We start from the raw sequence: 26006 nt of genomic DNA on the forward strand, positions 1-26006 counted from the left end.
GAGGCAAATGATGCATATCACACTTTTTCAAGGGATACTGTTAGCACTAGCTGCGGTTATCCAGGGGATTGATTTTTGGTTAGAGGGACTTTATATCTTTAGACCAATCATTGTTAGCACAATAGCAGGATTGATTCTTGGAGATTTACAAACTGGTTTGGTCGTAGGCGGAGTAACAGAATTGGCTTTTGCCGGATTGACGCCTGCAGGCGGAACTCAGCCACCTAACCCTATTCTAGCAGGGGTAATGGGTGTTGTTCTTGCACACGTTACAGGTGCTCATGCGACTGCAGCAATGGCATTGGCACTACCGTTTAGCCTATTGATGCAATATGTAATTTTGTTCTTTTATTCAAGTTTTTCATTCTTTATGCACAGAATTGAAAAAGCAGCACGAATTGGGAATACAAATTCTATTGCACGAATTAATTTTTTAACAACGGGTATTGTGGGAGTAACATATGGAATTGTTGTATTTTTATGTGGTTACTTAGCGCAAACTCCAATGAAAGATTTTGTTGCTTCCCTACCGGTTTGGCTCACTCATGGGTTTGAAGTAATTGGAGGAATTCTGCCAGCTGTAGGATTTGCCATGCTACTTAACACCATGTTGAAAAGGGAATTTATTCCTTTCCTACTTATTGGTTTTGTTCTAGCAACATTTTTAAATTTTTCAAATCTATTACCTGTAGCTGTGGTTGGATTAGCTCTCGCCTTATTTGTCTACAACATAGATGAATCAATACATAAAAATCGGGTAATTGAAAAAGTCAAGTCGATAGATGAGGAGGAGGAGGATTATTCAGATGGAATCTAATCAAATCACAAGTAGCGAACGTATTCTTACAAGAAAAGATATTAATAATCTTGCCGTTAGATCAGTCTATTTGCAAGCAAGTTTCAATTATGAACGGATGCAATCTGGTGGCTTTATGTTTGCACAAATTCCCTTGCTAAAAAAAATATACAAAAATGATAAGCAAGGTTTAAAGGATGCGATGGTTGATAACTTAGAATTTATCAATACCAGTCCTCATTTAGCGGGCTTTCTTATGGGGCTACTTATCTCAATGGAGGAGGGTCATGAAGATCGGGAAACGATCAGAGCATTGCGGACAGCACTTTTTCCACCTTTGGCAGGAATAGGTGATGCAATATTTTGGTTTACAGTATTACCCATTCTGGCAGGGATTTGTTCGTCACTTGCTGTAAGTGGCAGTATTTTAGGACCACTCCTCTTCTTCATAGCTTACTGTTTGATTTTTGCATCTAGGTTTTATACAACAAATTTGGGATATAATCTTGGTGTTAAAGCGATTCCAATCATTAAAGCACAATCGGAGAAAATTGGAAAAGCTGCATCAGTACTAGGTGTAACAGTAATTGGGGGGTTAATTGCATCTTATGTTCATATTAATGTTTTAACAAAATTTGTCATTAATAAATCAAGTACATTAAGTTTGCAAACAGGATTTTTTGATCGAATTTTTCCTAATATCCTTTCGTTTGGATATGTTTTCTTTCTTTACTATTTATTAAAGAATAAAAAAGCCAATCCAATTTGGCTCATAGCAGGAACTTTCGTTTTAGTTTTAGTCCTTTCATACTTTGGTATATTATAAAAAATAAAAAAGTTCAAAGTGCCATTTTGAGCTTTTTTTGGTAAATTTTTTCTCATAAATAAAAATATTAGGTAAATTTTCTCAAATTTTTAAGTATAAAATTAATTTAGAAAGAAGGTATTCATGAACTATTTCATTAAAGCGGATAAGTTTTTTTATCCATACGAGACAAAAGATGAGGGATATCTAGAAATTATTGGTGGACATTTTGGAAATTATTATGTGAAAGCCCCTGTGGATGCTACAATCATTGATTATTCTGGGAAATGGATAGCACCTGGGTTAGTGGATACACATATTCATGGTTTTGATGGCGCAGATGTCATGGACAATGATTACAAAAAAATATTTGAAAAAATGAGCAATGGGTTGTTGAGAGCAGGGGTAACATCCTGGCTTCCTACTCCTTTGACTGGTAATCATGACCTGCTTAAAGAGGTATGTGAATTAATTGGAGAACACTATTCGGAAGCAAAAGGAGCCAAAATTCAAGGGCTATTTTTCGAAGGCCCTTATTTTACTGCGGAACATAAGGGAGCGCAAAATCCAGCATATATGACTGATCCAAACGTTGCCGAATTTGACAAATGGAATAGGGCTGCAAAGGGATTAATTCGTAAATTTGCAATTGCACCAGAACGAGCTCATGCAGTTGATTTTGTGAATGCACTTTCGGGGCAAGGGGTAGCTGTTGCATTAGGTCACTCTAATGCGACATATGATCAAGCTCTGGCCGCTATTGAGGCTGGTGCTTCAATTTTTGTTCATACTTATAACGGTATGAGTGGGTTTAATCATCGCGAACCAGGGATGGTCGGTGCAGCGTTAAGTACCCCTAACACTTATACTGAGTTGATTTGTGATGGGCACCATGTTCATCCCGTGGCAGCAAAAGTGATGCTTCAAGCTAAAGGTGCAGAGCATGTCGTTTTGATTACAGATTCAATGCGGGCAGCAGGATTATCTGATGGAGAGTATATGCTAGGAGAATTTCCTGTCATTGTTAAAAACGGCGCAGCTCATCTTAAAGAAGGAGATAGTCTTGCAGGTTCAATTTTAATGTTGAAAGATGCAATCAAAAATGTTGTTGATTGGGAAGTTGCAACTCCGGAAGAAGCAATTATGATGGCAACATTAACCGCAGCGAAATCAGTTGGGATCGACGATAGATGTGGTCAGATTAAAAAGGGACTTGCGGCTGACTTTATTGTATTGACTCCAGAGATGGATTTGAAGAATGTTTATTTGGATGGAGTACAAAGAATCTAAACTTGGTAAAATTACCAGACTTACATTTAGTAATTTCGAAAAATTACCTTAAATTTATCCTTATAATTAATCTTAAGAGAGGTTGGAAATGAAAGCACTAATTACGGGGCACGCCCAATTTGCAAATGGAATGAAAAGCGCGTTAGAACTCATTGCTGGACCACAAGAAGAACTCCAAGTTCTTCCTTTTGATGAAAGTACAATACTTGATGAGTTCCAAAATTTATTAGTCAATTTTTTCGATGGCGAAGACGATAAAGTGGTATTTACTGATTTGTTTGGGGGCACGCCCTTCAATCAAGCCATGCTAGCAAAGGGCAATTGTTCCTCAAATCATGTTTATTCTGGCACCAATTTAGCAATGCTACTTGAATTTGTAACAAATCAAATGGTAAATCCAGATAATCCAGAGTTATTGCAAAAAGTAGAACACAGCGCAAAAGAAGGAATTACCTTTGATCCTCATTTTGCACATGAGGAATCTGACGAAAGTGATGGTATTTAATGAATGGACAAATGATTTTAAATAGTTCAATTGTACTGGCAACTTTTCTTCTTATTTTGGGGATTTTATACAGCTTCCTAAGTAGTAGTCAATTAAAAAAGAGAAAAAATGTACTTGCCCAGTTGCATCAAAATTTGAAAGTTGGAAGTGAAGTCATGTTTAGTGGCGGGTTAACGGGAGTTGTAACAGAGATAAATGAAGATTTTGTAAAAATCGAAATGGCTCACAGTTTAAATATCAAAGTTTCTCGTTATGCAATTACGGAAATAATATCTTAATTAAAGGAAGAAGACGAAATGCCCAAAATTATATTAACACGAATTGACAATCGATTGATTCACGGACAAGTTGCGACACAATGGACGAGCTCAATAGGTACGAATCTATTATTGGTAGCAAATGATGACGTTGCACATAATCCAATGCGACAAGGTTTAATGGATATGGCAGCTCCAACAGGGGTTGCAACTCGATATTTCTCAATTAAAAAGACCATTGACATCATTAGTCGAGCAAATGACAAACAATTAATTTTCATTATTTGCGAGACACCGGAAGATGTTTTGAAATTGGTGAAAGGAGGGGTTCCAATTAAGAAAGTGAATGTTGGAAATATGCATATGTCAGAGGGAAAGCGTCAGGTTGCAACCGTTGTCGCAGTAGATGACGCAGATGTCACAGCATTCAAGGAGTTACAAGAGTTAGGTGTAGAATTGGAAATTCAACGTGTTCCAAAAACACCTATTGAAGATGTGCAAAAATTATTCGTATAGAAAGGAAGAAATATGCACGCAACTATTGTACAAATTATTTTGGTTTTTATCGTCACATTTATTGCCGGAATTGACCAATTTAGTTTTTTGGAGTCCTTATACCAACCTATCGTAATGGGGATGGTTATTGGACTTATTCTGGGAGACCTTCAAACAGGATTAATTGTTGGTGGGACTTACCAATTGATGACCATCGGAAATATGCCAGTAGGTGGAGCTCAACCACCTAATGCAGTTATTGGTGGGATTATGGCGGCTATTCTTGCAATAACATTACACCTTACTCCCACAGCCGCTGTTGCGACGGCAATCCCGTTCTCATTATTGGGACAATATGGTGTTACTTTAATTTTCACAATTACTTCACCAGCTATGGCCTTTGCTGATAAGTATGCCGAAAAAGCAGACCCTAAAGGGATTGCTCGAATGAATTACATCACGATGTGTTTAATGGGGCTTATTTTTGCGATTGTTGTTACTCTTTTCTTCATTGGTGGTTCAACATTTGGTAGCCAAGTCGTTGCTCTTATTCCAACTTGGCTAATGTCGGGACTTTCGGCTGCAGGTGGAATGATGCGTTATGTTGGTTTTGCAATTTTGATTCGCGTAATGGTATCTAGAGAACTTTGGGGATTTTTCTTCGTAGGTTTTGCTCTTGCCGTTATTATCGCTGGAATCACTAGCTTATCGGGTTCTGCAATGGTTATTCTTGCACTTATTGGTTTTGGTATTGCTTACTGGGATTTCCAAATTCAAACGAAATTGAGTAAAGTAAATTCAGTGCAAGGAGGAGATTACGAAGATGGCATTTAATATTCCAAATAATTATGAGGATTTGACACCGGCTCCTCAACTAGATAAAAAAACGTTAAATAAAATGATTTGGCGCTCACTGTTCCTTCAAGCTTCGTTTAACTACGAAAGAATGCAAGCAGGGGGCTGGTTGTACTCTATTCTTCCTGGACTCGAGAAAATTCATACCAATAAAAAAGACTTAGCAGCATCGATGAGTCATAACCTTGAATTTTTTAATACTCATCCATTCTTAGTCAATTTTGTAATGGGGATTGTTTTGTCACTTGAACAAAATAAGGCTGACATTCCTACGATTAGAGCAGTTCGTGTCGCAGCAATGGGACCCCTTGGTGGAATCGGAGATGCACTCTTTTGGTTAACCCTTGTTCCTATTACGGCAGGGATTACCTCAAATATGGCTATTAACGGCAATATTGCGGGTCCATTCTTATTCCTACTCATCTTTAATGCTGTTCAATTTGGGTTGCGTTATTTCTTGATGAACTGGTCATACAAGATGGGGACGAACGCCATCGGTATATTAACTGCTAGCGCAAAAGAATTTACACGTGCAGCAAGTATAATGGGGATATTTGTTGTCGGTGCCTTAACTGTTACCTTTGGTGACACTAAGCTCAATCTGGTTATTCCAAATGGTCATTCTAAAATTGATATTCAAGCGATTTTGGATGGTGTTCTTCCGTCAATGATTCCATTGGCGATTGTATTGTTGCTTTATTTCTTAATGCGGAAATTCAAATGGACACCTTTGCGCTGTATATTATTGGTTTTAGTTTTGGGCCTTCTAGGTTCAGGATTTGGTATTTGGCCGTCAATTTGGCCAAAATAAATAAAAAAAAAGAAGATAAGAGGTTAAACATGCTTCAATTACCTAAAGAAAGACTCAAAACGCTAGGTGCGGAAATCACAGTTCGTGAAATCTTAGGTCAACCTAATTTATGGAAAGATGTTTTCAAAGAATATACGACACTTGAAAAGGATGTCAATCAATTTTTAGATAAAATTGTTAATAAACATGATTATGTTCGTGTATTATTTACGGGGGCTGGGAGCTCACAATATGTGGGGGATACAGTTGTAAAAAGTTTGACTGAATTGGGAGATGTACATCACTTCCGTTTTGAAAGTATCGGATCGACGGATATCGTGTCAGCGCCACAAAGCACACTGGAATCAGATACACCAACCTTACTTGTTTCATTCGCACGAAGTGGAAATTCACCCGAAAGTGTTGCTGCTGTCGAAGTGGTTGAACAGGTCGTTCAAAACTCTTATCATCTAGTCATTACGTGTGCTAAGGAAGGTCATCTAGCACTTCAAGCAGAAAAAATGGATAATGCTTTTGCTTGTATATTGCCTGACCAATCAAACGATCAAGGGTTCGCAATGACAGGAAGTTGTAGCTCGATGATTTTAATGGCGACACTTATTTTTTCTAAAGAAGCACTGGATGTTAAAGAAGAACAAGTAGAAGTTGCAGCGAAACTATCTGAGTCGGTATTGAAACGTGAAAATGAAATTGTTCAATACTTAGGGGAAGGTATTAATCGTGTAGTTTATGTTGGAAGCGGACCACTTGGTGCGGTAACAAGAGAATTACAGTTAAAAATTTTGGAATTGACTGCAGGTAAAATTGCGACTGTATTTGATTCATCTATGGGATTGCGACATGGTCCAAAGTCATTTATTAATAATGAAACTGTAGTTTTTGTTCTTAGTGCGAATAATCCCTATACCAGACAATATGATTTGGACTTATACCACGAAGTTAAAGATGACAATATTGCTCAACATGTCGTATTAATTGGTCAAAATATACCAGAAGGCTTTTCATATGCTAATGAAAAAGAGTTGAAAGAGGCATATTTAGTATTTCCTGCTTTAGCTTTTGCTCATGTGATTGCAATTAATGCTTCGATCTTAGTAAAAAACACACCAGATACTCCATCTGCATCTGGAACTGTAAATCGTGTAGTTAAGGGTGTAACAATTCACCCATTAGAAAAGGATTAGATTTAGGATGTCAAAAAAAGAATATTTCAGCCATTTGTTGAGTAAAGAAGGGGTTATTGCTGCGTTAGCAATCGATCAACGTGGTGCGCTACGTAAAATGATTGAAAAATATCAAGATGAGACTGCCACGGATGAACAAGTTAAAGCTTTTAAAACACTAATTTCGAAAGAACTGACTCCATACGCGTCTTCAATTTTACTTGATGCTGAGTACGGTATTGAGGCAAGTAAAAGTCGAGATGAAAATTGTGGCTTGCTCCTTTCTTACGAAAAGACTGGTTATGATACAACGCAACCAGGACGGTTTCCAGACATCTTGAATATTTGGTCTGTTCGTCGTTTAAAAAAGATTGGTGCAGATGCTTGTAAATTTTTGCTGTACTATGATGTTGATGAATCAAGAGAAATCAATGACCAAAAAGAGGCCTTCATTGAACGCATTGGTTCTGAATGTCAGGCAGAAGACTTGCCATTCTTCCTTGAAATTGTGACTTACGATTCAGAAATTTCAGATGCAACAAGTGCAGAATACGCTAAGATTAAACCTCACAAAGTAATTGATATGATGAAAGTGTTTTCTAATCCAAGATTTGGAATTGATTGTCTCAAAGTAGAAGTCCCCGTTAATATGAACTACGTTGAAGGTTTTGGTGAAGAGGTCGTATATAGTCGTTCTGAGGCTGCTCAATTCTTCTTGGAACAAGGGCAAGTGACAGATCTCCCTTATATTTTCTTGAGTGCAGGTGTCACACCGGAACTTTTTAACGAAACTTTGAGATTTGCTAAAGCAAGCGGAAGTTCATTTAATGGCGTCCTTTGTGGACGTGCAACATGGGCTGGGGCAGTTGAAATTTTTGTCAAAGATGGTGAAGATGCAGCACGAAATTGGTGTCACACTATTGGACGTGACAACATTCAAACGCTTAACCAAACGTTAGAAGATACTGCTACGCCAATCAAATAAGAGAATAATAAAATCAAGAGTCTTATATAAGTAAAAACAGCCCTAGTTGATGGGGTTGTTTTTGTCAGCTGCAATAAAATAATTTTTGTTTTTTTTATATCAATTTGTGATAAAATGAATCAATGACATTGATTATAGTTTTTTTAGTAGGGCTTTTGCTTTTGGGATATGGAATTTTTGTTGAACCACATCTCATGAAAGTGAACGTGATTAATTATCAACACAATCTTGGAATTAAGGTTGCACATTTTACAGACACACATTTTACATGGCATACATCAGCGCGCCGTTTTAAAAAATTTGCAAAAAATATAGCAGAAAATAATCCTGATTTGATTTTGTTCACTGGGGATTTATTTGATAAAGTAGAATGGGCACAGGCCCATCCAGATGAAACAAATGAAGTCATTGAAATGTTGTCATCGCTGACAGCACCATTGGGGAAGTATGCGGTTTTTGGAAATCACGATTTTCAAGATAAAAAAGTTGATTTCGTAAAAGGAGTACTCGAAAAATCTGGATTTACTGTGATAAATAATTCGTCAGTTCTGAGAGAGAACATCGCGCTAGCCGGCATCGACGATATGCGCGAAGGATTTCCCGATTTTGGGATAGAGCCTCATGATGCACCATTTTCATTGTTAATGATTCATGAGCCAGACGCACTTTTACAATTGGAACAAATGAAGAAATTTGATTTAATAATTGCAGGACACAGCCATGGCGGACAAATTCGTCTGGGAAGTTTCAGAATGCACAATAAGGGCTCTAAGTATTTTGACTCAGGCAAATATGTCATCACTGACAAAACAACGCTCTATGTTAATAATGGAATTGGATTGACTTTTTTGCCGATTAGAATTGGAGTGGTGCCAGAAATTACTTATTATCAAATATAAAAAATGTGAAATTTATTTCACATTTTTTTCTTATAATTCATGGTCTGTAACGATTGTTTCTCGTCCCATATTGTCGACTGCATGGAAAATAGAAGGCCAAGCTGAATCGAAAGGATAATCGAAATCGACAGTCACAGTAGTTGGATCGTTATCCTGACTATAACGAATGGAGAGTAGTCCACCTGAATTAATCAACTGAAAATTAATGACTGACCGCATCGTAAACACGCCTTTCAGTTGATGATCAATGATATACCAAAAGGCATCAATGACCTCGCCTGGAATTGAAGCGACAGTATCAAAACTCGCATACCGACGTCGTGAACTAGTAAATGCCATAATTTTTCCTTTCTAATAAACAGTTAAAGAAAAAATGATAAAAGCCAACTTCATTTATTAAAGCCGAGATTCTTTAATTGTTTCTCTTATGTTTTTAATTGTATTTTCAGTAGTGTCTTGTGTTCTGATTCCGTACATCATAAAAATGGCATCAAGCAAACTGATTTGCGAAACGGTGGAAGCGACGGCTTCTGGGCGGAATGAAATTTCTTCAGACACTGAAACGAGTGCTACATCAGCTGCAAGAGCAAGTGGCGAATTGGCGAAAGAAGTAATACCAATGATTGGCACCCCTCGCTTTTTGAGGATTTCAACAATTCGCATGGTATCTTTATTTCGACCAGTATGTGAAATAACAAATGCACAGTCGTTGACATCCATTTTTGTTGCCAACATTTGTTGATAATGGAAGTCTTGATGATAAACAGTACGGAGTGGCATTCTAATAAATTTATGAAAGGCTAAATTGGCAATCGTGTTTGAGCCACCGAGTCCGAAGAAACCAACTGTTTGGGCGCTCAATAAGATATCCATTGTTCTTTTCAAATCATTTTCAGAAACCAAGTGTAAGGTCGCATCAAGTGAAGAAATATTGCTACTGAGACTCTTAATTAATATATCTTTGTAGCTATCATCCATCGATAATTCACTGAAAAAATCATCATCTTGCTTACGTTCAGTAGCATGAATGGCAAGTTTCAGTTCCTGAAATGAGTCGAACCCAATTTTCTTGGCATACCGTGAAATTGTTGCTGTCGAAACATTGATTGCCGTAGCAAAATCTTGTATTGACAATCTTGCGGCTGTATCAATATTATCAATCAGAAAATCTGAAATCTTCTGATCTGATTTACTCAATCCATCGTAATAGCTGTTAATTCTTGACACCAATGACCTCATACACGACTCTCCTTTGCCTACAATTATAACACATAAGCTGAAAGAAGAAGGTTAAATCTTAATTAAATAAAAAGAAATAATTTTACATCAAAATACTTGACAAATGAAAAATATTTTCCTATAATAATGATAACTTAAAATGAAAAGGAAGTACTGAAATGAAATTTGCAATGATTGGGCTGGGCAAAATGGGTTTAAACCTCGTAAAAAATGCCTCCGATAATGGTATTGATGTTGTTGCATTTGATTTGAGTGCAGAATCTGTTAAGGAGGCAGGCGCATATTCAGAGCACGTTACAGCTGTTTCGACGGTTGATGCAATGTTAGCAGAGCTTCCAACACCTAAAATTGTCTGGGTTATGGTTCCAGCTGGTAATCCAACAAACTCTACCATTGAGATGTTAGCGGAAAAATTGTCAACAGGCGACATCATAATTGATGGTGGGAATTCAAATTACAAAGATAATCTTGTACAAAATCAATTTTTGACCGAAAAAGGAATCCAATTTTTTGATGCGGGGACTTCTGGTGGAATGGAAGGCGCAAGATCAGGTGGGAATTTCATGGTCGGTGGTGATAATGCTGAAGCATGGAAAACGATTGAACCCATTTTCGCGGCTCTTGCTCAGAAAGATGGCTATCTCTACACAGGGAAACTTGGTTCAGGCCACTACCTCAAAATGATTCATAACGGAATTGAGTACGGAATGATGCAAGCTATTGCAGAAGGTTTTGAAATTCTTGAGGCATCTGAATTTGATTATGACTATGAGTCTGTTGCTAAGTTGTGGAATCATGGCTCTGTTATTCGCAGCTGGTTGATGGAATTAGCAGAGGAACAATTTGCCAAAGACCCTAAGTTGGAAGGAATTACTGGTCGTGTTCAGGCATCAGGTGAAGGAAAATGGACTGTGGAAGAAAGTTTAGATTTACAAGTTCCTGCACCAGTCATAGCACTCTCATTAATGATGCGTAATAGAAGTTTGCAAGACGATACAATGACAGGGAAAGTTGTTGCCGCGCTGAGAAATGGTTTCGGTGGGCATGCCGTCACTAAAAAGTAAATATTAAAACGAGCCCATCGAATGAAAATTCGATGACTCTTTATGGAAGAAATGTAAGCGTTACAACCTAAGGAGGAAGAAATGCAATATCTCATTGGTGTCGATTTAGGAACGACAGCAACAAAAGCGGTTCTCTTCAAGACAAACGGCGAAATTGTCGCAAGTAGTAGTCAAGGGTACGAACTTTACCGCGACCCAAGCGGCATGGCCGAAGAGGAGCAAGAAGATATTTTTGAAGCTGTTCTCATGACGATTCGTGAAGTCTCAATTAATCTAAATGAAGATGATGAACTTTTGGCGGTCTCATTTAGCACCCAAATGCACTCATTAATAGCGATGACCGAAGACTGGTGTGAGTTGAGTCGTACAATTACTTGGGCAGATACACGGGCTGTGAAATACACAGAAGAGTTGAAAAAAACTGGACAAGGCTTTGAAATTTACAAGCGGACTGGGACCCCCATTCATCCAATGGCTCCCCTGTCTAAACTCATTTGGTTGAAAAATGAAAAACCAGAAATTTTTGGTCAAGCAAAACATTATTTGGACATTAAAGGCTATATCTTTGGTCGTTTATTTGATGTCAATAAAATCGATTTATCAACAGCTACAGGGACAGGTTTATTCAATATCTTTAAACTTAATTGGGATGCTGGAGCAATGGAAATTGCTGGAATTTCAGAAAATCAATTGCCAAATGTAGTTGAACCTTATGAGATTGAGCAAGGAATGAAACCTGAGTTTGCCAAAAAAATGGGTATTCCACAAGATACAAAATTTGTATGGGGAGCTGCTGATGGGCCACTGTCTAACTTGGGTGTAAATGCCATTAAACCCGGTGTTGCAGCTATTACAATCGGGACATCAGGTGCAATTCGCGTGGTCACAGACCAGCCCAAAACGGATAGCAAGGCAAGAACTTTTACTTATGCGCTTGATAAAACACACTGGGTTGTTGGAGGACCCGTGAATTCTGGTGGAGATGTTTATCGTTGGGTTCGCGATTCCTTATTTGATGGGAAATTGAGTTTTGACGAAATTACTGAACTTGCCCAAAAAGTTGGGCCAGGTGCGGATGGATTACTTTTCCATCCCTATCTAGGTGGCGAACGAGCTCCGATTTGGGATGCTAATGCTCGTGGTTCGTTTTTCGGTTTGAATTACGGGCATAGCCGAGCGAATATGGCAAGAAGTGTCCTTGAAGGAGTGATGCTTAATCTTTATATGGTTGCCTTAAGTTTAATTGAAGTTACGGGAAGTCTCAATCAAATTCAAGCAACAGGAGGTTTCACAAGTTCGGAATTGTGGATTCAGATTTTGGCAGACATTTTTGAACAACCAATCAATGTTCCAGAAAGCCGCGAAGCGGGTTGCCTAGCAGCAATTGTGATGGCCGAGAAAGCGCTAGGAATTGTGGATGATCTAAATGTTATTGATGAAATGGTTGGAACAAATCATTCTTATCAACCCAATCCTGAAACATTTGAAATTTATCGAGAACTTAGCCCAATTTTCATTCGGTTAGCGAGAACATTAGGTGATGAGTATATAAATATTGCTAATTTCCAGCGTCATGTTGATGAAGAAAAGAAGTGATATAAATTAATCCCTTCGGGGATTAATATTTTGAAATTTATGTAAGCGTATTATTTATTGTTATATTGGAGGAAAGCGTAATGCTTGATTTATTTGTTTTATTGGTGGGAGTTTTAATACTTCTTGTAATGATTATTAAATTCAAAATCAATACTTTTGTGTCACTGATTGTGACTTCAGTGTTGGTTGGTCTGGGACTCGGGATGCCGTTGGGGCAAATTCCTGTATCCATTCAAAATGGGATTGGCGGTTCTTTAGGAGAACTTGCAATTGTCTTTGGGTTTGGTGCCATGCTTGGTCGCCTGATTGCTGATGCTGGTGGAGCATATCGTATTGCGAAAACTTTGATTAATAGTTTTGGTAAAAAGCGCATTCAATGGGCAATTATGGTTGCCAGCTTTATCATTGGTATTGCTTTATTCTTCGAAGTCGGAATGGTTCTATTGATTCCTATTGTCTTCGCAGTTGCTCTTGAAGCTTCAGTACCATTGATTTACCTCGGAATTCCTATGGCAGCAGGTCTGTCTGTTACTCATGGTTTCTTACCACCCCGTCCAGCACCAATAGCGATCTCTGGTGCACTTGGTGCAAACCCTGGTACAGTATTGATGTACGGTATCATTGCGGCAATTCCTACGGTAATTATTGCAGGTCCTGTTTTTACAAAAATCGCACGTAAAAGGTACCTGAAGCATTTGTTGTTAAAACAAAATTATCTGCTTTTGGCGAAATTAAACAATGGAAACTTGAAGAAACACCTTCATTTATCATCTCAATTTTGACAGCATTGATGCCAGTTATTTTGATGGCAATCAGTACGATTTATTCAATTATCGTAAATGACGGAAAACCATTTGCTGCTGTTACAACGAATGCACTTAAAGCTGGTAAAGTAGTTTCTACAACAACTTACCCATCAAGCTTACTTGAAAATGTGATGATGTTCCTGGGAAATCCAGTTTCAGCAATGATTATTTCGTTACTCTTCGCATTGGTAACAATGGGTTGGATGCAACACAGAAAAACATCTGATATGATGGAATCAGTCGTCGAATCAGTTAAATCGATTGCAATGCTCCTCTTGGTCATTGGTGGTGGAGCCGCTTTAAAACAAATCTTGATTGACGGTGGAATATCTGCTCAAATCGCTTTGATGTTCAAGGATTCAACCCTTTCACCACTTGTATTGGCCTGGATTATTACCGTTATCTTGCGTGTAGCCCTTGGTTCTGCCACTGTTGCCGCTCTGACTGCTGCTGGCTTAGTTCAACCAATGATTGCATCTGCCTCTCCAAATATGGCCGCCCTCATGGTGCTTGCAATTGGAGCAGGTTCAATTGCTGCTTCACATGTTAACGACGCCGGGTTCTGGATGTTCAAAGAATACTTTGACTTAGATGTTAAACAAACTTTGAAAACATGGACAGTATTGGAAACAATCATTGCCGTTGTTGGTCTTGGAATGGTGATGTTGATCAGCCTCTTTGTCCACTAATAAATTAATAAATAAAACCACTCTGATAGTGTCGCCGTTTTTACCCATCGCTTTAGCGATAAAGTGATATGGGCAAACGTGACTTTCAGAGTGGTTTATTTTAAAAATCGTAGTCTCTTAAGGCACTAGAAATAGCGCCAAAGTCAAATCCTTTGCGTGCCATTGCCTGAGTAACACGATTCTTCAAATCGTAACCCTCATAGTTGCGGGCATACTTTTGATAGGCCTTGTCTAATTCTTCATAAAGTAAATCCAGTTCGTTTTCTTCATCAGCTTCAAGCTCCAGACTATCAATAGCAATTGAACTAATTGAATAAGAGAAGCCTTTATTTGTCAAATTTTGTGCAATTTTTTGTTTGAGTTGATTGAGCGTAAGTCTGTTTGCCTTAGAACGGATTAATTTTTTCGCCAATTTTATAGCGACTTCGATTTGAGTTTCATCGTCGTAATTTTCAGCAAGTACTTCGCTTATCAAATCAGAGGAGATTCCTTTTTCCAGGAGCTTCTGTTTAATCTGAAAAGGGCCAGCGCTTGCCATTGAAATTTTACCTTGGATAAAATTTTCAGCGTAGGCGCGGTCATTGATCAGTCCACTATCTATCAGTGCTGACAAAACACGTTCAATTTGCCCTGCATCAATTTCATGTTCAATCAAATATCTTCGGACTTCTTTTTTGGTTCGTGATTTGAATGAAATGTAATAGATGGCTAGCGCCTTGCCTTGAGCAAATTGGTCGTAAGTTGTCACATCTAGCAATTCAGTCTCGGTCATCGTTTTGTCACGTGTCAGGAAAAAATGAACAATGCTATCCTCGCAAACATAGATTTTGTCAACGTCTGCACCGTCCAAAGTAATTTTGTAGAGTCGCTTGAGCTTTTTGATTTCAGTAATTTTTATCATTACTTATATTATACGAAAAAGAATTGAATTTGTAACAATTTTTGAAGAATAATATTTTTCTTGCCTTTTTTCTATAAAACAGCATATTTTTTTATTAGTGGTTTTTCCAAAAAATAAACCCCAAAAATAACTAATATTATGGTAAAATAGCAACATGATAACTCTTAAAATTGGACAAAAAGTCCCGCTTAATATTGAACGTATGGGAATAAATGGTGAGGGAATCGCTTCGATTTCTGGTCGCCTTGTTTTTATACCTTACGCATTGCCTGGAGAGTCGATATTAGCAGAAATTACCGAAAATGCTCGAAATTTTTCACGTGCAAAAGTCGTGAAAATCAATAAAAAATCAAAGTTTCGCGTGAAACCTGAAGACGCTGTATACGCTGATTTGTCTAGTTCGCACATCATGCACCTTGCTTATCCTCAACAACTGGAGTTTAAAAAGGACTTGTTGCGCCAAGCGCTTGAAAAATATAAACCAAATGGCTGGAAAAACTATGAATTGCGTGACACACTAGGGATGGAAAATCCCCGTCACTATCGCAATAAGTTGCAATATCAAATTCGTCGCCTAAATAACGGTACTGTCATTGCAGGGCTTTATCGCGAAAATTCTCATCATTTGGTCAATTTGGAACGCTGCGTTGTTCAAGAAGAAATGACTCAAAAAATTGTTAACCAAGTTTGCCGTTTAATTGAAAAATATAAACTTCCAGTTGATGACGAACGTAAAACCCGAGGAATTCGTACGGTTATGGTTCGTCGTAGCCAAAAAACAGGACAAGTTCAAATGATTTTTGTAAGCTCTACTCGAATTACACTCGATGGGCAAGTTTGGCCTGAACCTTATGCAGATCAAGAAATCACGAAACGTGAAAAAATGGGTTATGTCAAATTTGATAAAATGTTATCAGAACTGACAAAAGAGTTTGAGGATATTGTCACGGTTGCTGTCAATTACCACCCTAAGAAGACAAGTGAAATTTATGGCGACAGAACCCAGATTTTGTTTAACGAAAAAGACACCATTACTGAGGGTGTACTTGATTTTGAATTTGAGCTCTCACCACGTGCTTTTTATCAATTGAATCCAACTCAGGCGAATGTGCTTTATGCCGAAGCGGTGAAAGCATTGCACCCAAGGAAAACAGATACAGTTATCGATGCTTATTGCGGTGTTGGTACAATTGGATTTGCTGTGGCACCAAAAGTGAAATCAGTTCATGGAATGGACGTCACACCAGAAGCTATTGTAGACGCACGCGCTAATGCTAAGCGTCTGGGCTACAAAAATTGTCATTACGAAACAGGGCGTGCTGAAAAAATTATTCCAAATTGGTACAAAGCTGGGCAACGTCCAACTGCTTTGCTCGTTGATCCACCACGGACGGGATTGGATGCGGATTTGCTTGAAACAATTGCTAAATATCAACCTGAAAAAATGGTCTATGTTTCTTGCAATGTCTCAACTTTAGCAAAAGATTTAATCGTACTCTCACAATTTTATAATGTAGATTACATTCAATCGGTTGATATGTTCCCACATACAGCACGTACAGAAGCTGTTGTTAAGATGACTAAGCGTGAGAAACCAATTCGTTTGGAACGCAAATTTAATCGAAAAAAATAAAACTCAGAGAGGTGCGCTTGCATCTCTTTTTGTGTTAAAATAACAGCATGAATCAGATTAGGAAAGCAACAATTTCGGACTTACCTGAAATTTTAAAAATCATGCAAGAGGCGCGTGAATTTCTTGCAGAACAAGGCATTGATCAGTGGCAGGGGGAGTATCCGTCAGCGGAGAACATCATCCCCGATTTAGATAAAGAAATGGGCTATCTTGTCATTACTGATGGAAAAATTTCAGCGTATTTTGCTGTTATTTTTGGCGATGATCTTATGTATCATACCATTTCCGAAGGGGCATGGAGCAATGAAAGTACAGATTTTGTGACCGTTCATCGATTGGCAGTTTCGGCTCGTTTTCGCGGCTTAGGCATAAATAAGTTGATTTGGGAATTTGTCTTTGAAATCGCGGAAAATAAGGGCTATACTGATTTTCGTGCGGATACACATGCTGACAATCATATCATGCAAAAGGCGCTTCTCAATCTTGGTTTTGAGAAAAGAGGAATAATTATCTACAAAGATGAGAAAATCCTTACAACTTGTATCGCCTATCAAAAAGAACTGTGAGAAAAGAATGACTTATTTAAGAAAAGCTGAGATAAAAGATCTACCTGAAATAATGACGCTTATTTCAGAGGCCAAACGATTTTTAGGGAAATCGGGGAGTGACCAGTGGCAAGGGGCATACCCTGCCAAAGAAAATATCGAAGAAGACATAACTAATCAGGTCGCATATATTCTAGAAGTTGATGGCAAAGTGGCTGGCTACAGTGCTGTCATTACTGGTGAAGAGCCGAATTACACTAAAATTACTGATGGAAGTTGGACTAATGACAGTTTGGATTATGTCACGGTTCATCGAATTGCTCTTTCAGATGAATTTAGAGGACATTCTCTTACCAAATTCTTATTTTCTAATATATTTAGCATGATGTACGAAAAAGGCTATCGTGATTTTAGGGTAGATACACATGAAATGAATCAGATCATGCAACACGTGTTTGAACGTGAAGGCTTTGAATATCGGGGACAAGTGATCATAGACGGAGAACGTAGGGCATATCAAAAAGAGTTGTAAGATCAAATTTATTTTTCACAAAAATTTAATGGAGGTCAAATGGAAAAACAAGAACTCATTGACTTTTGTCTCTCATTAGGACCAACTTATGTTGATTACCCTTTTAAGAAAAACGATGGAAGTACAGATACGACAGTGGTTCGTCATCTTAAAAACAAGAAAATTTTTGCCTTAATTTCGGAGCGTCCAAAAGATAAAAAAGATCCTCTCAAGGAAGAAGTAGACTTAATTATTGCCCTCAAACAAAAGCCTGAACTTTCCGAAGAATTGAGGGAAAATTTTAAAGCGATAGAGCCAGCTTGGCACGTGAATAAAACTCACTGGAACGATGTTTACATCAATTCGGATATGGAAGATGAGAGTATTCAAAAATTGATTTCCCAGAGTTATGAGTTAATTAGACCTAAAAAGTAAGTAAACTATGATAAATTTATAAGTATAAAGGAGTAAATTATGACATTTGAACAAGAATTTCTTAGCGATTTCTCAGAATGGGTAGATCAACAAGTTGAAATTTCAGCCATGGCAATGAAAGCAGCTGAATCCATTCAAGATGAAGATCCTGCAGCAAAAGATGCCGCAATCCGATATCAAAGCCGCTTGGAAGCCTACGATTTTATCAAAGGTAAATTCGAAAATTATAAAAATGGCAAATCTTTCCATGAGATGCCAGATTTTGGGACGGTTAAATATTAATTTAATCATCTAGAATCCACTCCCCATCGTAAAAGCACTAAAAAATTAAGGAGAACAACCTATGAAAACTATTCTTCAAGCTTTTGAATGGTACTTACCAGCGGACAGTCAGCATTGGAAAAATATAACAAATCTTATCCCTGATTTACACAAATTAGGCATCACCGGTTTATGGTTACCGCCTGCTTCAAAAGCGGCTTCTGGTGTTGAAGATGTAGGTTACGGAACATATGATCTTTTTGATTTAGGAGAATTTGATCAAAAGGGCACCGTGCCAACAAAGTATGGAACAAAAGATGATTATCTCGAACTCATCAATCAACTCCATGAACATGAAATTGAGGCTTATGCAGATATTGTTTTTGACCATATGATGGGCGCGGATGAAACAGAAGTGATTAAGGCTGATGTGCAAGCAGAAGATGACCGACTCAATGAAGTTGAAAGTGATAAAACGGTTGAAGTTTGGACTAAATTTACTTTTCCAGGTCGTCAAGGGAAATATGATGATTATGTTTGGACCTGGCACAATTTTACCGGGGTTGATTACGATGCAAAGACGGAAACGAATGAAATCCTAGAATTTGAAGGACATGAATGGGATGAAGAAGTTGATTCAGAAAATAATAATTTTGACTATTTAATGGGGGATGACCTTGATTTTAGTGTCCCTGAAACATCCGCTCAGCTTGAAAAATGGGGCAAATGGTTTGTTGACACAACTAATATAGATGGATTTCGCTTAGATGCGGTCAAACACATTGATTTTGAATATTTTGGTGGTTGGTTAGCTGAACGTTCCAAACAAATGGGACGTGACCCTTTTGTCGTCGGAGAATATTGGACTGATGATTTAGGAAAATTAAACTATTACTTTGAGAAAGCAGAAGGAAAAATTCCATTATTTGACGTCCCTTTGCATTTTAATTTTGACAAAGCAGCTTCGAGCGAGGGTGAATTCGACATGAGAGGAATCTATGCAGACACATTAGTCGCTACTCATCCAGAGCTTGCGGTCACTTTTGTGGATAATCATGACACGCAAGAAGGACAAGCCCTTCAATCGTGGATTCAACCTTGGTTTAAAGAACAGGCTTACAGTTTAATCCTCTTGCGTCAAAAAGGAACTCCAACAGTGTTCTGGGGAGATTTATACGGTATACCAGCGCGTGAAGTAGACCCTGTCGGGGATAATTTGCGACGAATGATTGCTCTCCGAGGACATTCTGAATTTCTAAGTGAATATGATTATTTCGATGATGCGGACCTTTTAGGCTGGACGAATACGATTAAATTAAATGGTGAAAAAACAGGTCTTGCAACGACTTTAACGAATAGCAAGGGCGGTGCAAAATATATGATTGTTGATAAATCTGAGGCAGGTAAAGTTTATTCTGACTTACTCGGACGACATACAGAACCTGTAACATTAGATGACAAGGGTGGTGCCGAATTTTATGTTGATGACGCAACAGCATCGGTTTGGATCAATCAAGATTACATTGATCAAATTAATCAGGTCAATGAATGAGAGAAGAATATAATGGAAAAAGCAAAACCTTTTGAGGATTATTTTAATGATGAACGTTTGGAGCATGATAAATTAGCTCGTATGAAATTGACGCGTGAGATTGTGCATGAAATTTATCCAGATGTGCAAGAACGTGTTTCCTATGCCATGCCAGGATTTTATCCCAAAAAAGCCAAGAAAGCCACACAACAGCTATTTTTGTTGATGGCAAATAAAAATTGGTTGGGGCTATATGGCACTCAAGGCGTTGATCCGACGGTATTTGATCCATTTTTAGAAAATGGTATTGGGGCTGGTAAAGGAAGCTTGCAAGTACCTTACGATTTCGATGAAGCGATGTTTAGACAACTCTTAGCGGTCGTGATAGAACAAAACTTTTTGCGTCATGGATTAGATTTAAAATAAAAAATGAAGGTAATCCTTCATTTTTTATTTAAGAATAATTCCAAATAAAGTGGCAAAAATTAAGGCTGGGAGTAAGTTTGCAACTTTAATTTTAGTGTTAAACATGATATTTAGACCCACGCAAAGTATTAATGTTGAACCAACAAGAGATAAATTGGAAATAGCTGCTGACGTCAGCCAAGGTTCAATAAGTTGTGCGAGTAATGTGATCGAGCCCTGGAAAATAACGAGGGGAATGACCGAGAAAATTGCTCCAATACCATAAGTCGCTGCAAAAATAATTAATATAATACCATCAAGCACAGCTTTTGTTGCTAACATAGTGAAATCACCAGAAATTCCGTCTTGCAATGACCCAACGACTGCCATCGCCCCAATACATATTGTCAGTGAGGCGGTGACGAAGCCGTCAACAAAATGAGAATCATTTTTATCATGAATCTTCGTTTTCAAAAAAACTCCAAAGCGTTCAATATGAAGTTCCAAGTTCAACCATTCTCCAATGACGGCTCCTAATACAAGCGAAAGCACCATCATCATCGTCCCTTGTGTGTTCAAAACACCTTTTTGTTCAACAAACATTTTGCCTAAAGCACCAGAGATACCTATAAAAATAACAGCAAGTCCTTGTGCTTGCATAATTGTATCCTGAAAACGTTGCGCGAGGCCTTTATTAAGCCATAAGCCAATTAAACCGCCAACAATTACAGCTGCTGCATTTATAAGTGTTCCTAAACCAATCATCATGTGCTCCTAAAATATAATAGTACGATTATAGCAGAATTATTATGACAAGATGATTTTCTGAGACCTCAAAAAATTAAGTTTGCAAAAGCTCATAAAATCTGTTAGAATAAAGACACTTCATGAGGAGTAACAAAGCGAAAATAAAGAGCGAGATGTAGATGGTGAGAGGCATCAATTTGGACTTTGCGAAGGTTGCATGATTTCAGGAAGAAGTTCGAATAGCTATAAATAAAGTTGAAATTTGATGTTGAAACTTGTATGAAATGGAAGTCTAATGATTTTATTTCACAATTTCTAGATATTTGATCTCTGTTAATAAAATGAGGGTCTGTTTTTTATAAAACAGGAATTTAGGTGGTACCGCGCGTGAGCGTCCTATTGTGGGGATGTTTGTGTGTGGTATTTTTTTATTGGAAAGGAGCTGGAGCTAGATGAGTTATTCAATTCAAGATTTTACGTTAACTAACGGCTGCCCTTCACGTTTGTTGATTGTCAGTCCTGACAATGTTCCTACAAATGCGGTCATTCAGTTTGTTTACGGATTTGGTGAACACATTGAAATGTTTGAAGAATTCGGACGTTTTTTTGCCGAAAATGGATTTGCTTTTGTTGTACACGATCAACAAGGACATGGCTTAAGAGCCAAAGAAAATCATACCCAAGGGATTGTCAGTACTTATCAAGATTTCCTCGACGATATAACACTGGTAAGAAAGAAAATTGATGCTGATTTTCAAAATCTTCCTATAATCCTGTTTGGCTTTTCTATGGGGGGGAATATTGTCCTGAATTACTTGCTGACTTATCCGGATGCACCATACATAAAGACTGTGGCTCAAAGTCCTTGGCTCAGATTAGCTAAACCTCAACCCAAGCTTGCTGATTTTCTAGCAGCTGCGATTGGAAAATTAACACCTAAACCGACTTTGAATGCTAAGCTCGATTTTGAAAAAATTATGCATGACCCCAAAAGCGTTGCTGTCTTACGAGCAGATAACATTTATCACATGAGAATGGGTCTTCGTCTTTACACAGAGGTACGTAAACATGGGGAATTTGCTCTTGCACATGCTGCTCAAATTCACGTCCCCCTTTTATTACTTCAGGGTGATGATGATGCGATCGTCAGCCCGCAAGCGACATATGAATTTGCTAATTTAGCAGGAACAAATGTCCAACTTGTTAAAATTGCAGACGGCTACCATGCGCTCCATGTCGACACAGATGCTGAAATGGTCCGCGATAAAATTGTCCATTTTGTGGATGGAAAATAAAATAAAATAATAATTGGAAAGAAGAAAAATATGACAGAAGAACTAAGCACAAAATTTAACCCGACTGAGGTTGAGGCAGGACGTTACGAAAAATGGCTGGATTCAGGGGTTTTCAAGCCTTCTGGTGACAAAAAAGCGCACCCTTATAGCATTGTTATTCCACCACCTAATGTAACAGGAAAGCTCCATCTTGGTCATGCGTGGGATACAACCTTGCAGGACATTATCATTCGTCAAAAACGAATGCAAGGTTTTGATACCTTGTGGTTGCCAGGAATGGACCACGCAGGGATTGCAACACAAGCAAAAGTAGCGGCCCGGTTGGCTGAAGATGGCATTTTGCCACAAGATCTTGGTCGTGAAAAATTCATCGATAAAGTCTGGGAATGGAAAGACGAATATGCGACAACCATCAAGCAACAATGGGGTAAAATGGGTATTTCAGTTGACTATTCTCGCGAACGTTTCACATTAGATGAGGGGCTAAACAAAGCGGTCAAGAAAGTTTTTGTTGAACTTTACAAAAAAGGTTGGATTTATCAAGGTGAAAAAATTATCAACTGGGATCCTAAAGCACAAACAGCCTTATCAGACATCGAAGTTATCCACAAAGATGTTGAAGGGGCTTTCTATCATGTGAATTATGCTTCTGCGGATGGCTCGATTGTTCTTGAAGTAGCAACAACACGCCCCGAAACGTTCTTTGGGGATACTGCTGTGGCGGTAAACCCTGCAGATGAGCGTTATAACAAATATATCGGCAAGACAGTCATTTTGCCAATTATTAACAAAGAAATTCCGATTATTGGCGACGAACATGCTGACATGGAAAAAGGAACTGGTGTCGTTAAAATTACGCCAGCGCACGACCCTAATGACTTCCTCGTCGGTCAACGTCATGATTTGCCAATGCCAAATGTGATGAATGCTGACGGCACAATGAATGAGCTTTGTGGTGTAGAATTTGCCGGGCTTGACCGTTTTGAAGCACGTAAAAAAGTTGTTGCTGAATTTGAAAAAATGGGTATTCTGGTTAAAGTTGAACCCATTCATCACGAAGTTGGGCATTCTGAACGAACGGGTGTGATTGTTGAACCACGTTTGTCGAAACAGTGGTTTGTGAAAATGAGCGGCTTGGCTAAAAATGCGATTGCGCATCAGCGCAAAGAAGATGGCACGGACGATGCTGTTACCTTCTATCCACCACGTTTCGGTGATGCCTATTTGCAATGGATGGAAAACGTCCACGACTGGGTTATTTCGCGTCAACTTTGGTGGGGACATCAAATTCCTGCTTGGTATCGTGGGACAGAGGTCTATGTTGGCGAAGAAGCACCTGAAGGTGAAGGGTGGAAGCAAGAAGAAGATGTACTTGATACATGGTTCTCTTCAGCTTTGTGGCCATTCTCCACAATGGGGTGGCCTGATGAAAATGCTGAAGATTTTAAACGCTACTACCCAACGTCAACTTTGGTGACCGGTTACGATATTATCCCATTCTGGGTAGCTCGTATGATTTTCCAAGGGATTGAATTTACTGGTGAATCACCATTTAAACGCGCATTGATTCATGGCTTAATCCGTGATGAACAAGGACGTAAGATGTCTAAATCGCTCGGCAATGGGATTGATCCAATGGATGTCGTTGAAAAATATGGTGCGGATGCACTCCGTTGGTTCTTGTCAAATGGGTCTGCACCAGGACAAGACGTACGTTTTAGCTATGACAAAATGGATGCAGCTTGGAACTTCATTAACAAAATTTGGAATGTTTCGCGATATATCTTGATGAATGCGGGTGAGATGTCGGCTGAAAAGGTATCATCAGCGCTGAAGAGGGTTGCTGATAAGACTGCTGGAAATGTCACTGACCGTTGGATTTTGACACGTCTAAATGATACAATTGAGCGCGTGACAGAGCAAATGGACAAGTTCGAGTTTGGCGTGGCTGGACATATTTTGTACAACTTTATTTGGAACGAATTTGCCAACTGGTACCTCGAATTGACAAAAGAAGTTATGTTTGGCGAAGATGAAGCTGAAAAAGATGTAACGCGTGCCGTATTGCTTCATGTCTTGGACAACGTTTTACGTTTGCTTCACCCAATCATGCCATTCTTTACCGAAGAAATTTTTGAAAAGATGCCAAATACGACGGGTTCGATTGTTGTTGCCGAGTATCCATTCGTCCACCCTGAATTTGACGATGTAAAAGCAACAGATGGGGTTGCACTCTTGATTGAACTTATCACAGCAGTAAGGAACATTCGCGCTGAAGTCAACACTCCATTGAGCAAAAAAGTGCCAATGTTTATTAAATCAGAATACGCTGATTTTTTAGAGGGGGTTGCACCGTACATCATACGTTTTGCCAATCCATCAGAACTGACAATTGCTAAGGAACTTACTGCACCAGAGCAAAGTATGTCCGCAGTAGTGACAGGAGCGGAAATTTACTTGCCACTTGCAGGCTTAATTAACATCGACGAAGAAATTGAACGCTTGACTAAAGAGCTCGAAAAATGGCAATCAGAAATTGATCGCGTGAATAAAAAATTAGGCAATGAAAAATTCGTTGCAAATGCCAAAGTGGAAGTTGTTCAAAAAGAAAAAGATAAACTCACTGACTATCAAGAAAAATTTGAGAGCACTCAAACTCGTATTGATGAATTGAAGAAATAATAAAAACCTGTCATTTCTGACAGGTTTTTTTATTTAATATAGCTAACCCTCTATTATTATTATAAGAGAAATGTTAAAATAGTGTTACGAAAAGTAACAAAAGGAGGAATCATGAAAAAATTTTTATTTTCAGCCCTTATTTTAGGGACGATGCTGAGTTTAGCAGCGTGCAGTTCAGGACAATCCAACACAGAGGGATCAGGGGGCAAAGAAAGTCGCTCTAGCCAACAAGAAAGTAGCGAAAGTAGTTCATCAAATCTCACTTCATCAACATCTGATACAAGTGCATCAAAATCGGATGAAAGTAAATCAACTGTAGGCATGAATTTAAACCAAATCGCGGCGGGGGATTATACGAGCATTGCTGGCACATGGAAAAATGAAAAAGGAGAGACAATCACATTTAACGGCAACGAAGTCAGTGGGAACGGTGTAGATAATGTTACACTATCGTTAAACGATCCTAGCTTTGAGGACAAAATATTGTTTATTAATGCGACATATGATTCAAAGACAGACAGTCGCCCTTACTCAACGGGGATTTATTTTGCCACAGCTGGTCTATCACCAGAAATTAAAGGAACTGATAAATCCGATACGACCAAAGATCGCTTGATCCTCTTAAGAGATGGAGGTACTTCTGTATTTGGTGAAGATTCAGGAATAAAATATTTTTATTACCGTGTGACAGAAGCAAAATAAGCCTATTTTTTTCCCGAATTCTAAACAGAATAAGTTGATTTTCCTGATTTTAATTAATCAAACGTTCTTGGACAATATTTTAGAAAATCCAGATCCCATGAGA

Annotated in this window: 27 protein-coding genes and 1 pseudogene; 24 read left to right on the forward strand and 4 right to left on the reverse strand. The window is 38.4% G+C overall.

Translation table 11 applies throughout. From position 1 onward, the window contains the following. Positions 1-10: 10 nt before the first annotated feature. The 11 genes from agaC (at position 11) to RT41_RS06725 (ending at position 8861) form a co-directional block, all read left to right on the forward strand. The gene (gene agaC, locus RT41_RS06675) at positions 11-817 is read left to right on the forward strand and encodes a PTS galactosamine transporter subunit IIC (RefSeq protein WP_219524944.1); all 807 of its coding nucleotides are present in this window, start codon (positions 11-13) and stop codon (positions 815-817) included. Beyond that, entirely contained in the window at positions 807-1622 is an 816-nt protein-coding gene (agaD, locus tag RT41_RS06680; RefSeq protein ID WP_096818360.1) for a PTS galactosamine transporter subunit IID, read from the forward strand. Before agaC ends, agaD begins: the two co-directional genes overlap by 11 nt. A 123-nt stretch (positions 1623-1745) precedes the next feature. Then, complete coding sequence (nagA, locus tag RT41_RS06685) at positions 1746-2891, forward strand: N-acetylglucosamine-6-phosphate deacetylase (protein ID WP_054639630.1); 1146 nt, start codon at positions 1746-1748, stop codon at positions 2889-2891. A gap of 88 nt (positions 2892-2979) precedes the next feature. Next, entirely contained in the window at positions 2980-3396 is a 417-nt protein-coding gene (locus RT41_RS06690; protein WP_054639629.1) for a PTS sugar transporter subunit IIA, read from the forward strand. Next, complete coding sequence (gene yajC, locus RT41_RS06695) at positions 3396-3674, forward strand: preprotein translocase subunit YajC (RefSeq protein ID WP_096818363.1); 279 nt, start codon at positions 3396-3398, stop codon at positions 3672-3674. Before RT41_RS06690 ends, yajC begins: the two co-directional genes overlap by 1 nt. Before the next feature lie 18 nt (positions 3675-3692). After that, on the forward strand, positions 3693-4169 hold the full coding sequence (gene agaV / locus RT41_RS06700; RefSeq protein WP_054639628.1) for a PTS N-acetylgalactosamine transporter subunit IIB: 477 nt from the start codon (positions 3693-3695) through the stop codon (positions 4167-4169). A gap of 12 nt (positions 4170-4181) precedes the next feature. Next, positions 4182-4982, forward strand: coding sequence for a PTS mannose/fructose/sorbose/N-acetylgalactosamine transporter subunit IIC (locus RT41_RS06705; RefSeq protein ID WP_054639627.1), 801 nt, complete (start codon positions 4182-4184; stop codon positions 4980-4982). After that, positions 4972-5814 (forward strand): PTS system mannose/fructose/sorbose family transporter subunit IID, encoded by an 843-nt coding sequence (locus tag RT41_RS06710; RefSeq protein WP_096818365.1) that lies wholly within the window; start codon positions 4972-4974, stop codon positions 5812-5814. The genes RT41_RS06705 and RT41_RS06710 overlap by 11 nt, the downstream gene beginning before the upstream one ends. Before the next feature lie 29 nt (positions 5815-5843). Beyond that, positions 5844-6998, forward strand: a complete 1155-nt coding sequence (locus RT41_RS06715) for an SIS domain-containing protein (RefSeq protein WP_054639678.1) — start codon at positions 5844-5846, stop codon at positions 6996-6998. A gap of 7 nt (positions 6999-7005) precedes the next feature. Beyond that, complete coding sequence (gene lacD, locus RT41_RS06720) at positions 7006-7962, forward strand: tagatose-bisphosphate aldolase (protein WP_096818367.1); 957 nt, start codon at positions 7006-7008, stop codon at positions 7960-7962. 122 nt (positions 7963-8084) lie between these two features. Continuing rightward, positions 8085-8861 (forward strand): metallophosphoesterase, encoded by a 777-nt coding sequence (locus RT41_RS06725; RefSeq protein WP_096818369.1) that lies wholly within the window; start codon positions 8085-8087, stop codon positions 8859-8861. Between the two features lie 30 nt (positions 8862-8891). Here RT41_RS06725 and RT41_RS06730 read toward each other — a convergent pair whose 3' ends face one another. Continuing rightward, the gene (locus tag RT41_RS06730) at positions 8892-9200 is read right to left on the reverse strand and encodes a DUF960 domain-containing protein (RefSeq protein WP_054639626.1); all 309 of its coding nucleotides are present in this window, start codon (positions 9198-9200) and stop codon (positions 8892-8894) included. A gap of 57 nt (positions 9201-9257) precedes the next feature. Next, positions 9258-10100: a MurR/RpiR family transcriptional regulator gene (locus RT41_RS06735; RefSeq protein ID WP_096818371.1), complete on the reverse strand. Its 843-nt coding sequence runs from the start codon at positions 10098-10100 to the stop codon at positions 9258-9260. A gap of 158 nt (positions 10101-10258) precedes the next feature. Between RT41_RS06735 and gnd the strand changes: the two genes are divergently transcribed. From gnd to RT41_RS06750, 3 genes and pseudogenes are all read left to right on the forward strand, one after another. After that, positions 10259-11164 carry a phosphogluconate dehydrogenase (NAD(+)-dependent, decarboxylating) gene (gene gnd / locus RT41_RS06740; RefSeq protein WP_054639625.1) on the forward strand — a complete coding sequence of 302 codons (906 nt, stop codon included), beginning with the start codon at positions 10259-10261 and terminating at the stop codon, positions 11162-11164. A gap of 81 nt (positions 11165-11245) precedes the next feature. Next, positions 11246-12760, forward strand: coding sequence for a gluconokinase (gene gntK, locus RT41_RS06745; RefSeq protein ID WP_054639624.1), 1515 nt, complete (start codon positions 11246-11248; stop codon positions 12758-12760). Between the two features lie 80 nt (positions 12761-12840). Continuing rightward, positions 12841-14255 (forward strand): annotated as a pseudogene (locus RT41_RS06750) (gluconate:H+ symporter). Positions 14256-14355: 100 nt separating this feature from the next. On the opposite strand, the gene recX reads toward RT41_RS06750, so the two are convergent. Then, positions 14356-15156 carry a recombination regulator RecX gene (gene recX / locus RT41_RS06755; RefSeq protein WP_096818373.1) on the reverse strand — a complete coding sequence of 267 codons (801 nt, stop codon included), beginning with the start codon at positions 15154-15156 and terminating at the stop codon, positions 14356-14358. A 154-nt stretch (positions 15157-15310) separates the two neighbouring features. Here recX and rlmD point away from each other — a divergent pair, with 154 nt between their 5' ends. The 7 genes from rlmD to RT41_RS06790 all read left to right on the forward strand — a co-directional run bounded on the left by rlmD (position 15311) and on the right by RT41_RS06790 (position 20498). Further along, a complete protein-coding gene (gene rlmD, locus RT41_RS06760; RefSeq protein ID WP_096818375.1) occupies positions 15311-16789 on the forward strand; it encodes a 23S rRNA (uracil(1939)-C(5))-methyltransferase RlmD in 1479 nt (492 codons plus the stop codon). Positions 16790-16836: 47 nt separating this feature from the next. Further along, positions 16837-17355 (forward strand): GNAT family N-acetyltransferase, encoded by a 519-nt coding sequence (locus RT41_RS06765; RefSeq protein WP_096818377.1) that lies wholly within the window; start codon positions 16837-16839, stop codon positions 17353-17355. A gap of 7 nt (positions 17356-17362) precedes the next feature. Continuing rightward, complete coding sequence (locus tag RT41_RS06770) at positions 17363-17866, forward strand: GNAT family N-acetyltransferase (protein WP_054639677.1); 504 nt, start codon at positions 17363-17365, stop codon at positions 17864-17866. A 39-nt stretch (positions 17867-17905) separates the two neighbouring features. Beyond that, the gene (locus RT41_RS06775) at positions 17906-18280 is read left to right on the forward strand and encodes an MmcQ/YjbR family DNA-binding protein (RefSeq protein WP_054639622.1); all 375 of its coding nucleotides are present in this window, start codon (positions 17906-17908) and stop codon (positions 18278-18280) included. 39 nt (positions 18281-18319) lie between these two features. After that, positions 18320-18562: a DUF1912 family protein gene (locus RT41_RS06780; protein ID WP_054639621.1), complete on the forward strand. Its 243-nt coding sequence runs from the start codon at positions 18320-18322 to the stop codon at positions 18560-18562. 61 nt (positions 18563-18623) lie between these two features. Next, positions 18624-20093: an alpha-amylase gene (locus tag RT41_RS06785; RefSeq protein ID WP_096818379.1), complete on the forward strand. Its 1470-nt coding sequence runs from the start codon at positions 18624-18626 to the stop codon at positions 20091-20093. A gap of 12 nt (positions 20094-20105) precedes the next feature. Beyond that, entirely contained in the window at positions 20106-20498 is a 393-nt protein-coding gene (locus RT41_RS06790) for a DUF1801 domain-containing protein (RefSeq protein ID WP_096818381.1), read from the forward strand. Between the two features lie 24 nt (positions 20499-20522). Here the strand turns inward: RT41_RS06790 and RT41_RS06795 are convergent, their stop codons facing one another. Further along, the gene (locus tag RT41_RS06795; protein WP_342743690.1) at positions 20523-21245 is read right to left on the reverse strand and encodes a DUF554 domain-containing protein; all 723 of its coding nucleotides are present in this window, start codon (positions 21243-21245) and stop codon (positions 20523-20525) included. Positions 21246-21676: 431 nt separating this feature from the next. Between RT41_RS06795 and RT41_RS06800 the strand changes: the two genes are divergently transcribed. The 3 genes from RT41_RS06800 to RT41_RS06810 all read left to right on the forward strand — a co-directional run bounded on the left by RT41_RS06800 (position 21677) and on the right by RT41_RS06810 (position 25903). Further along, positions 21677-22519, forward strand: a complete 843-nt coding sequence (locus RT41_RS06800) for an alpha/beta fold hydrolase (protein ID WP_096818383.1) — start codon at positions 21677-21679, stop codon at positions 22517-22519. Between the two features lie 30 nt (positions 22520-22549). After that, positions 22550-25201 carry a valine--tRNA ligase gene (locus RT41_RS06805; protein WP_096818385.1) on the forward strand — a complete coding sequence of 884 codons (2652 nt, stop codon included), beginning with the start codon at positions 22550-22552 and terminating at the stop codon, positions 25199-25201. 111 nt (positions 25202-25312) lie between these two features. Next, a complete protein-coding gene (locus tag RT41_RS06810; RefSeq protein WP_096818387.1) occupies positions 25313-25903 on the forward strand; it encodes a DUF6287 domain-containing protein in 591 nt (196 codons plus the stop codon). The last annotated feature ends 103 nt before the right edge of the window (positions 25904-26006 follow it).

Source organism: Lactococcus fujiensis JCM 16395 (assembly GCF_002441655.1).
GTDB classification, from domain to species: Bacteria; Bacillota; Bacilli; order Lactobacillales; family Streptococcaceae; genus Lactococcus; species Lactococcus fujiensis.

What these genes read in the sequence shown, in the direction of transcription:
- yajC (WP_096818363.1), top strand. Translation starts at nt 3,396, where the DNA reads ATGAATGGACAAATGATTTTAAATAGTTCAATTGTACTGGCAACTTTT.
- nagA (WP_054639630.1), top strand. Translation starts at nt 1,746, where the DNA reads ATGAACTATTTCATTAAAGCGGATAAGTTTTTTTATCCATACGAGACA.
- RT41_RS06765 (WP_096818377.1), top strand. Translation starts at nt 16,837, where the DNA reads ATGAATCAGATTAGGAAAGCAACAATTTCGGACTTACCTGAAATTTTA.
- rlmD (WP_096818375.1), top strand. Translation starts at nt 15,311, where the DNA reads ATGATAACTCTTAAAATTGGACAAAAAGTCCCGCTTAATATTGAACGT.
- RT41_RS06730 (WP_054639626.1), bottom strand. Translation starts at nt 9,200, where the DNA reads ATGGCATTTACTAGTTCACGACGTCGGTATGCGAGTTTTGATACTGTC.
- RT41_RS06770 (WP_054639677.1), top strand. Translation starts at nt 17,363, where the DNA reads ATGACTTATTTAAGAAAAGCTGAGATAAAAGATCTACCTGAAATAATG.
- gntK (WP_054639624.1), top strand. Translation starts at nt 11,246, where the DNA reads ATGCAATATCTCATTGGTGTCGATTTAGGAACGACAGCAACAAAAGCG.
- RT41_RS06800 (WP_096818383.1), top strand. Translation starts at nt 21,677, where the DNA reads ATGAGTTATTCAATTCAAGATTTTACGTTAACTAACGGCTGCCCTTCA.
- RT41_RS06735 (WP_096818371.1), bottom strand. Translation starts at nt 10,100, where the DNA reads ATGAGGTCATTGGTGTCAAGAATTAACAGCTATTACGATGGATTGAGT.
- recX (WP_096818373.1), bottom strand. Translation starts at nt 15,156, where the DNA reads ATGATAAAAATTACTGAAATCAAAAAGCTCAAGCGACTCTACAAAATT.
- RT41_RS06805 (WP_096818385.1), top strand. Translation starts at nt 22,550, where the DNA reads ATGACAGAAGAACTAAGCACAAAATTTAACCCGACTGAGGTTGAGGCA.
- RT41_RS06775 (WP_054639622.1), top strand. Translation starts at nt 17,906, where the DNA reads ATGGAAAAACAAGAACTCATTGACTTTTGTCTCTCATTAGGACCAACT.
- RT41_RS06725 (WP_096818369.1), top strand. Translation starts at nt 8,085, where the DNA reads ATGACATTGATTATAGTTTTTTTAGTAGGGCTTTTGCTTTTGGGATAT.
- RT41_RS06690 (WP_054639629.1), top strand. Translation starts at nt 2,980, where the DNA reads ATGAAAGCACTAATTACGGGGCACGCCCAATTTGCAAATGGAATGAAA.
- RT41_RS06705 (WP_054639627.1), top strand. Translation starts at nt 4,182, where the DNA reads ATGCACGCAACTATTGTACAAATTATTTTGGTTTTTATCGTCACATTT.
- RT41_RS06790 (WP_096818381.1), top strand. Translation starts at nt 20,106, where the DNA reads ATGGAAAAAGCAAAACCTTTTGAGGATTATTTTAATGATGAACGTTTG.
- RT41_RS06710 (WP_096818365.1), top strand. Translation starts at nt 4,972, where the DNA reads ATGGCATTTAATATTCCAAATAATTATGAGGATTTGACACCGGCTCCT.
- gnd (WP_054639625.1), top strand. Translation starts at nt 10,259, where the DNA reads ATGAAATTTGCAATGATTGGGCTGGGCAAAATGGGTTTAAACCTCGTA.
- lacD (WP_096818367.1), top strand. Translation starts at nt 7,006, where the DNA reads ATGTCAAAAAAAGAATATTTCAGCCATTTGTTGAGTAAAGAAGGGGTT.
- RT41_RS06810 (WP_096818387.1), top strand. Translation starts at nt 25,313, where the DNA reads ATGAAAAAATTTTTATTTTCAGCCCTTATTTTAGGGACGATGCTGAGT.
- RT41_RS06795 (WP_342743690.1), bottom strand. Translation starts at nt 21,245, where the DNA reads ATGATGATTGGTTTAGGAACACTTATAAATGCAGCAGCTGTAATTGTT.
- RT41_RS06780 (WP_054639621.1), top strand. Translation starts at nt 18,320, where the DNA reads ATGACATTTGAACAAGAATTTCTTAGCGATTTCTCAGAATGGGTAGAT.
- agaV (WP_054639628.1), top strand. Translation starts at nt 3,693, where the DNA reads ATGCCCAAAATTATATTAACACGAATTGACAATCGATTGATTCACGGA.
- agaC (WP_219524944.1), top strand. Translation starts at nt 11, where the DNA reads ATGCATATCACACTTTTTCAAGGGATACTGTTAGCACTAGCTGCGGTT.
- agaD (WP_096818360.1), top strand. Translation starts at nt 807, where the DNA reads ATGGAATCTAATCAAATCACAAGTAGCGAACGTATTCTTACAAGAAAA.
- RT41_RS06715 (WP_054639678.1), top strand. Translation starts at nt 5,844, where the DNA reads ATGCTTCAATTACCTAAAGAAAGACTCAAAACGCTAGGTGCGGAAATC.
- RT41_RS06785 (WP_096818379.1), top strand. Translation starts at nt 18,624, where the DNA reads ATGAAAACTATTCTTCAAGCTTTTGAATGGTACTTACCAGCGGACAGT.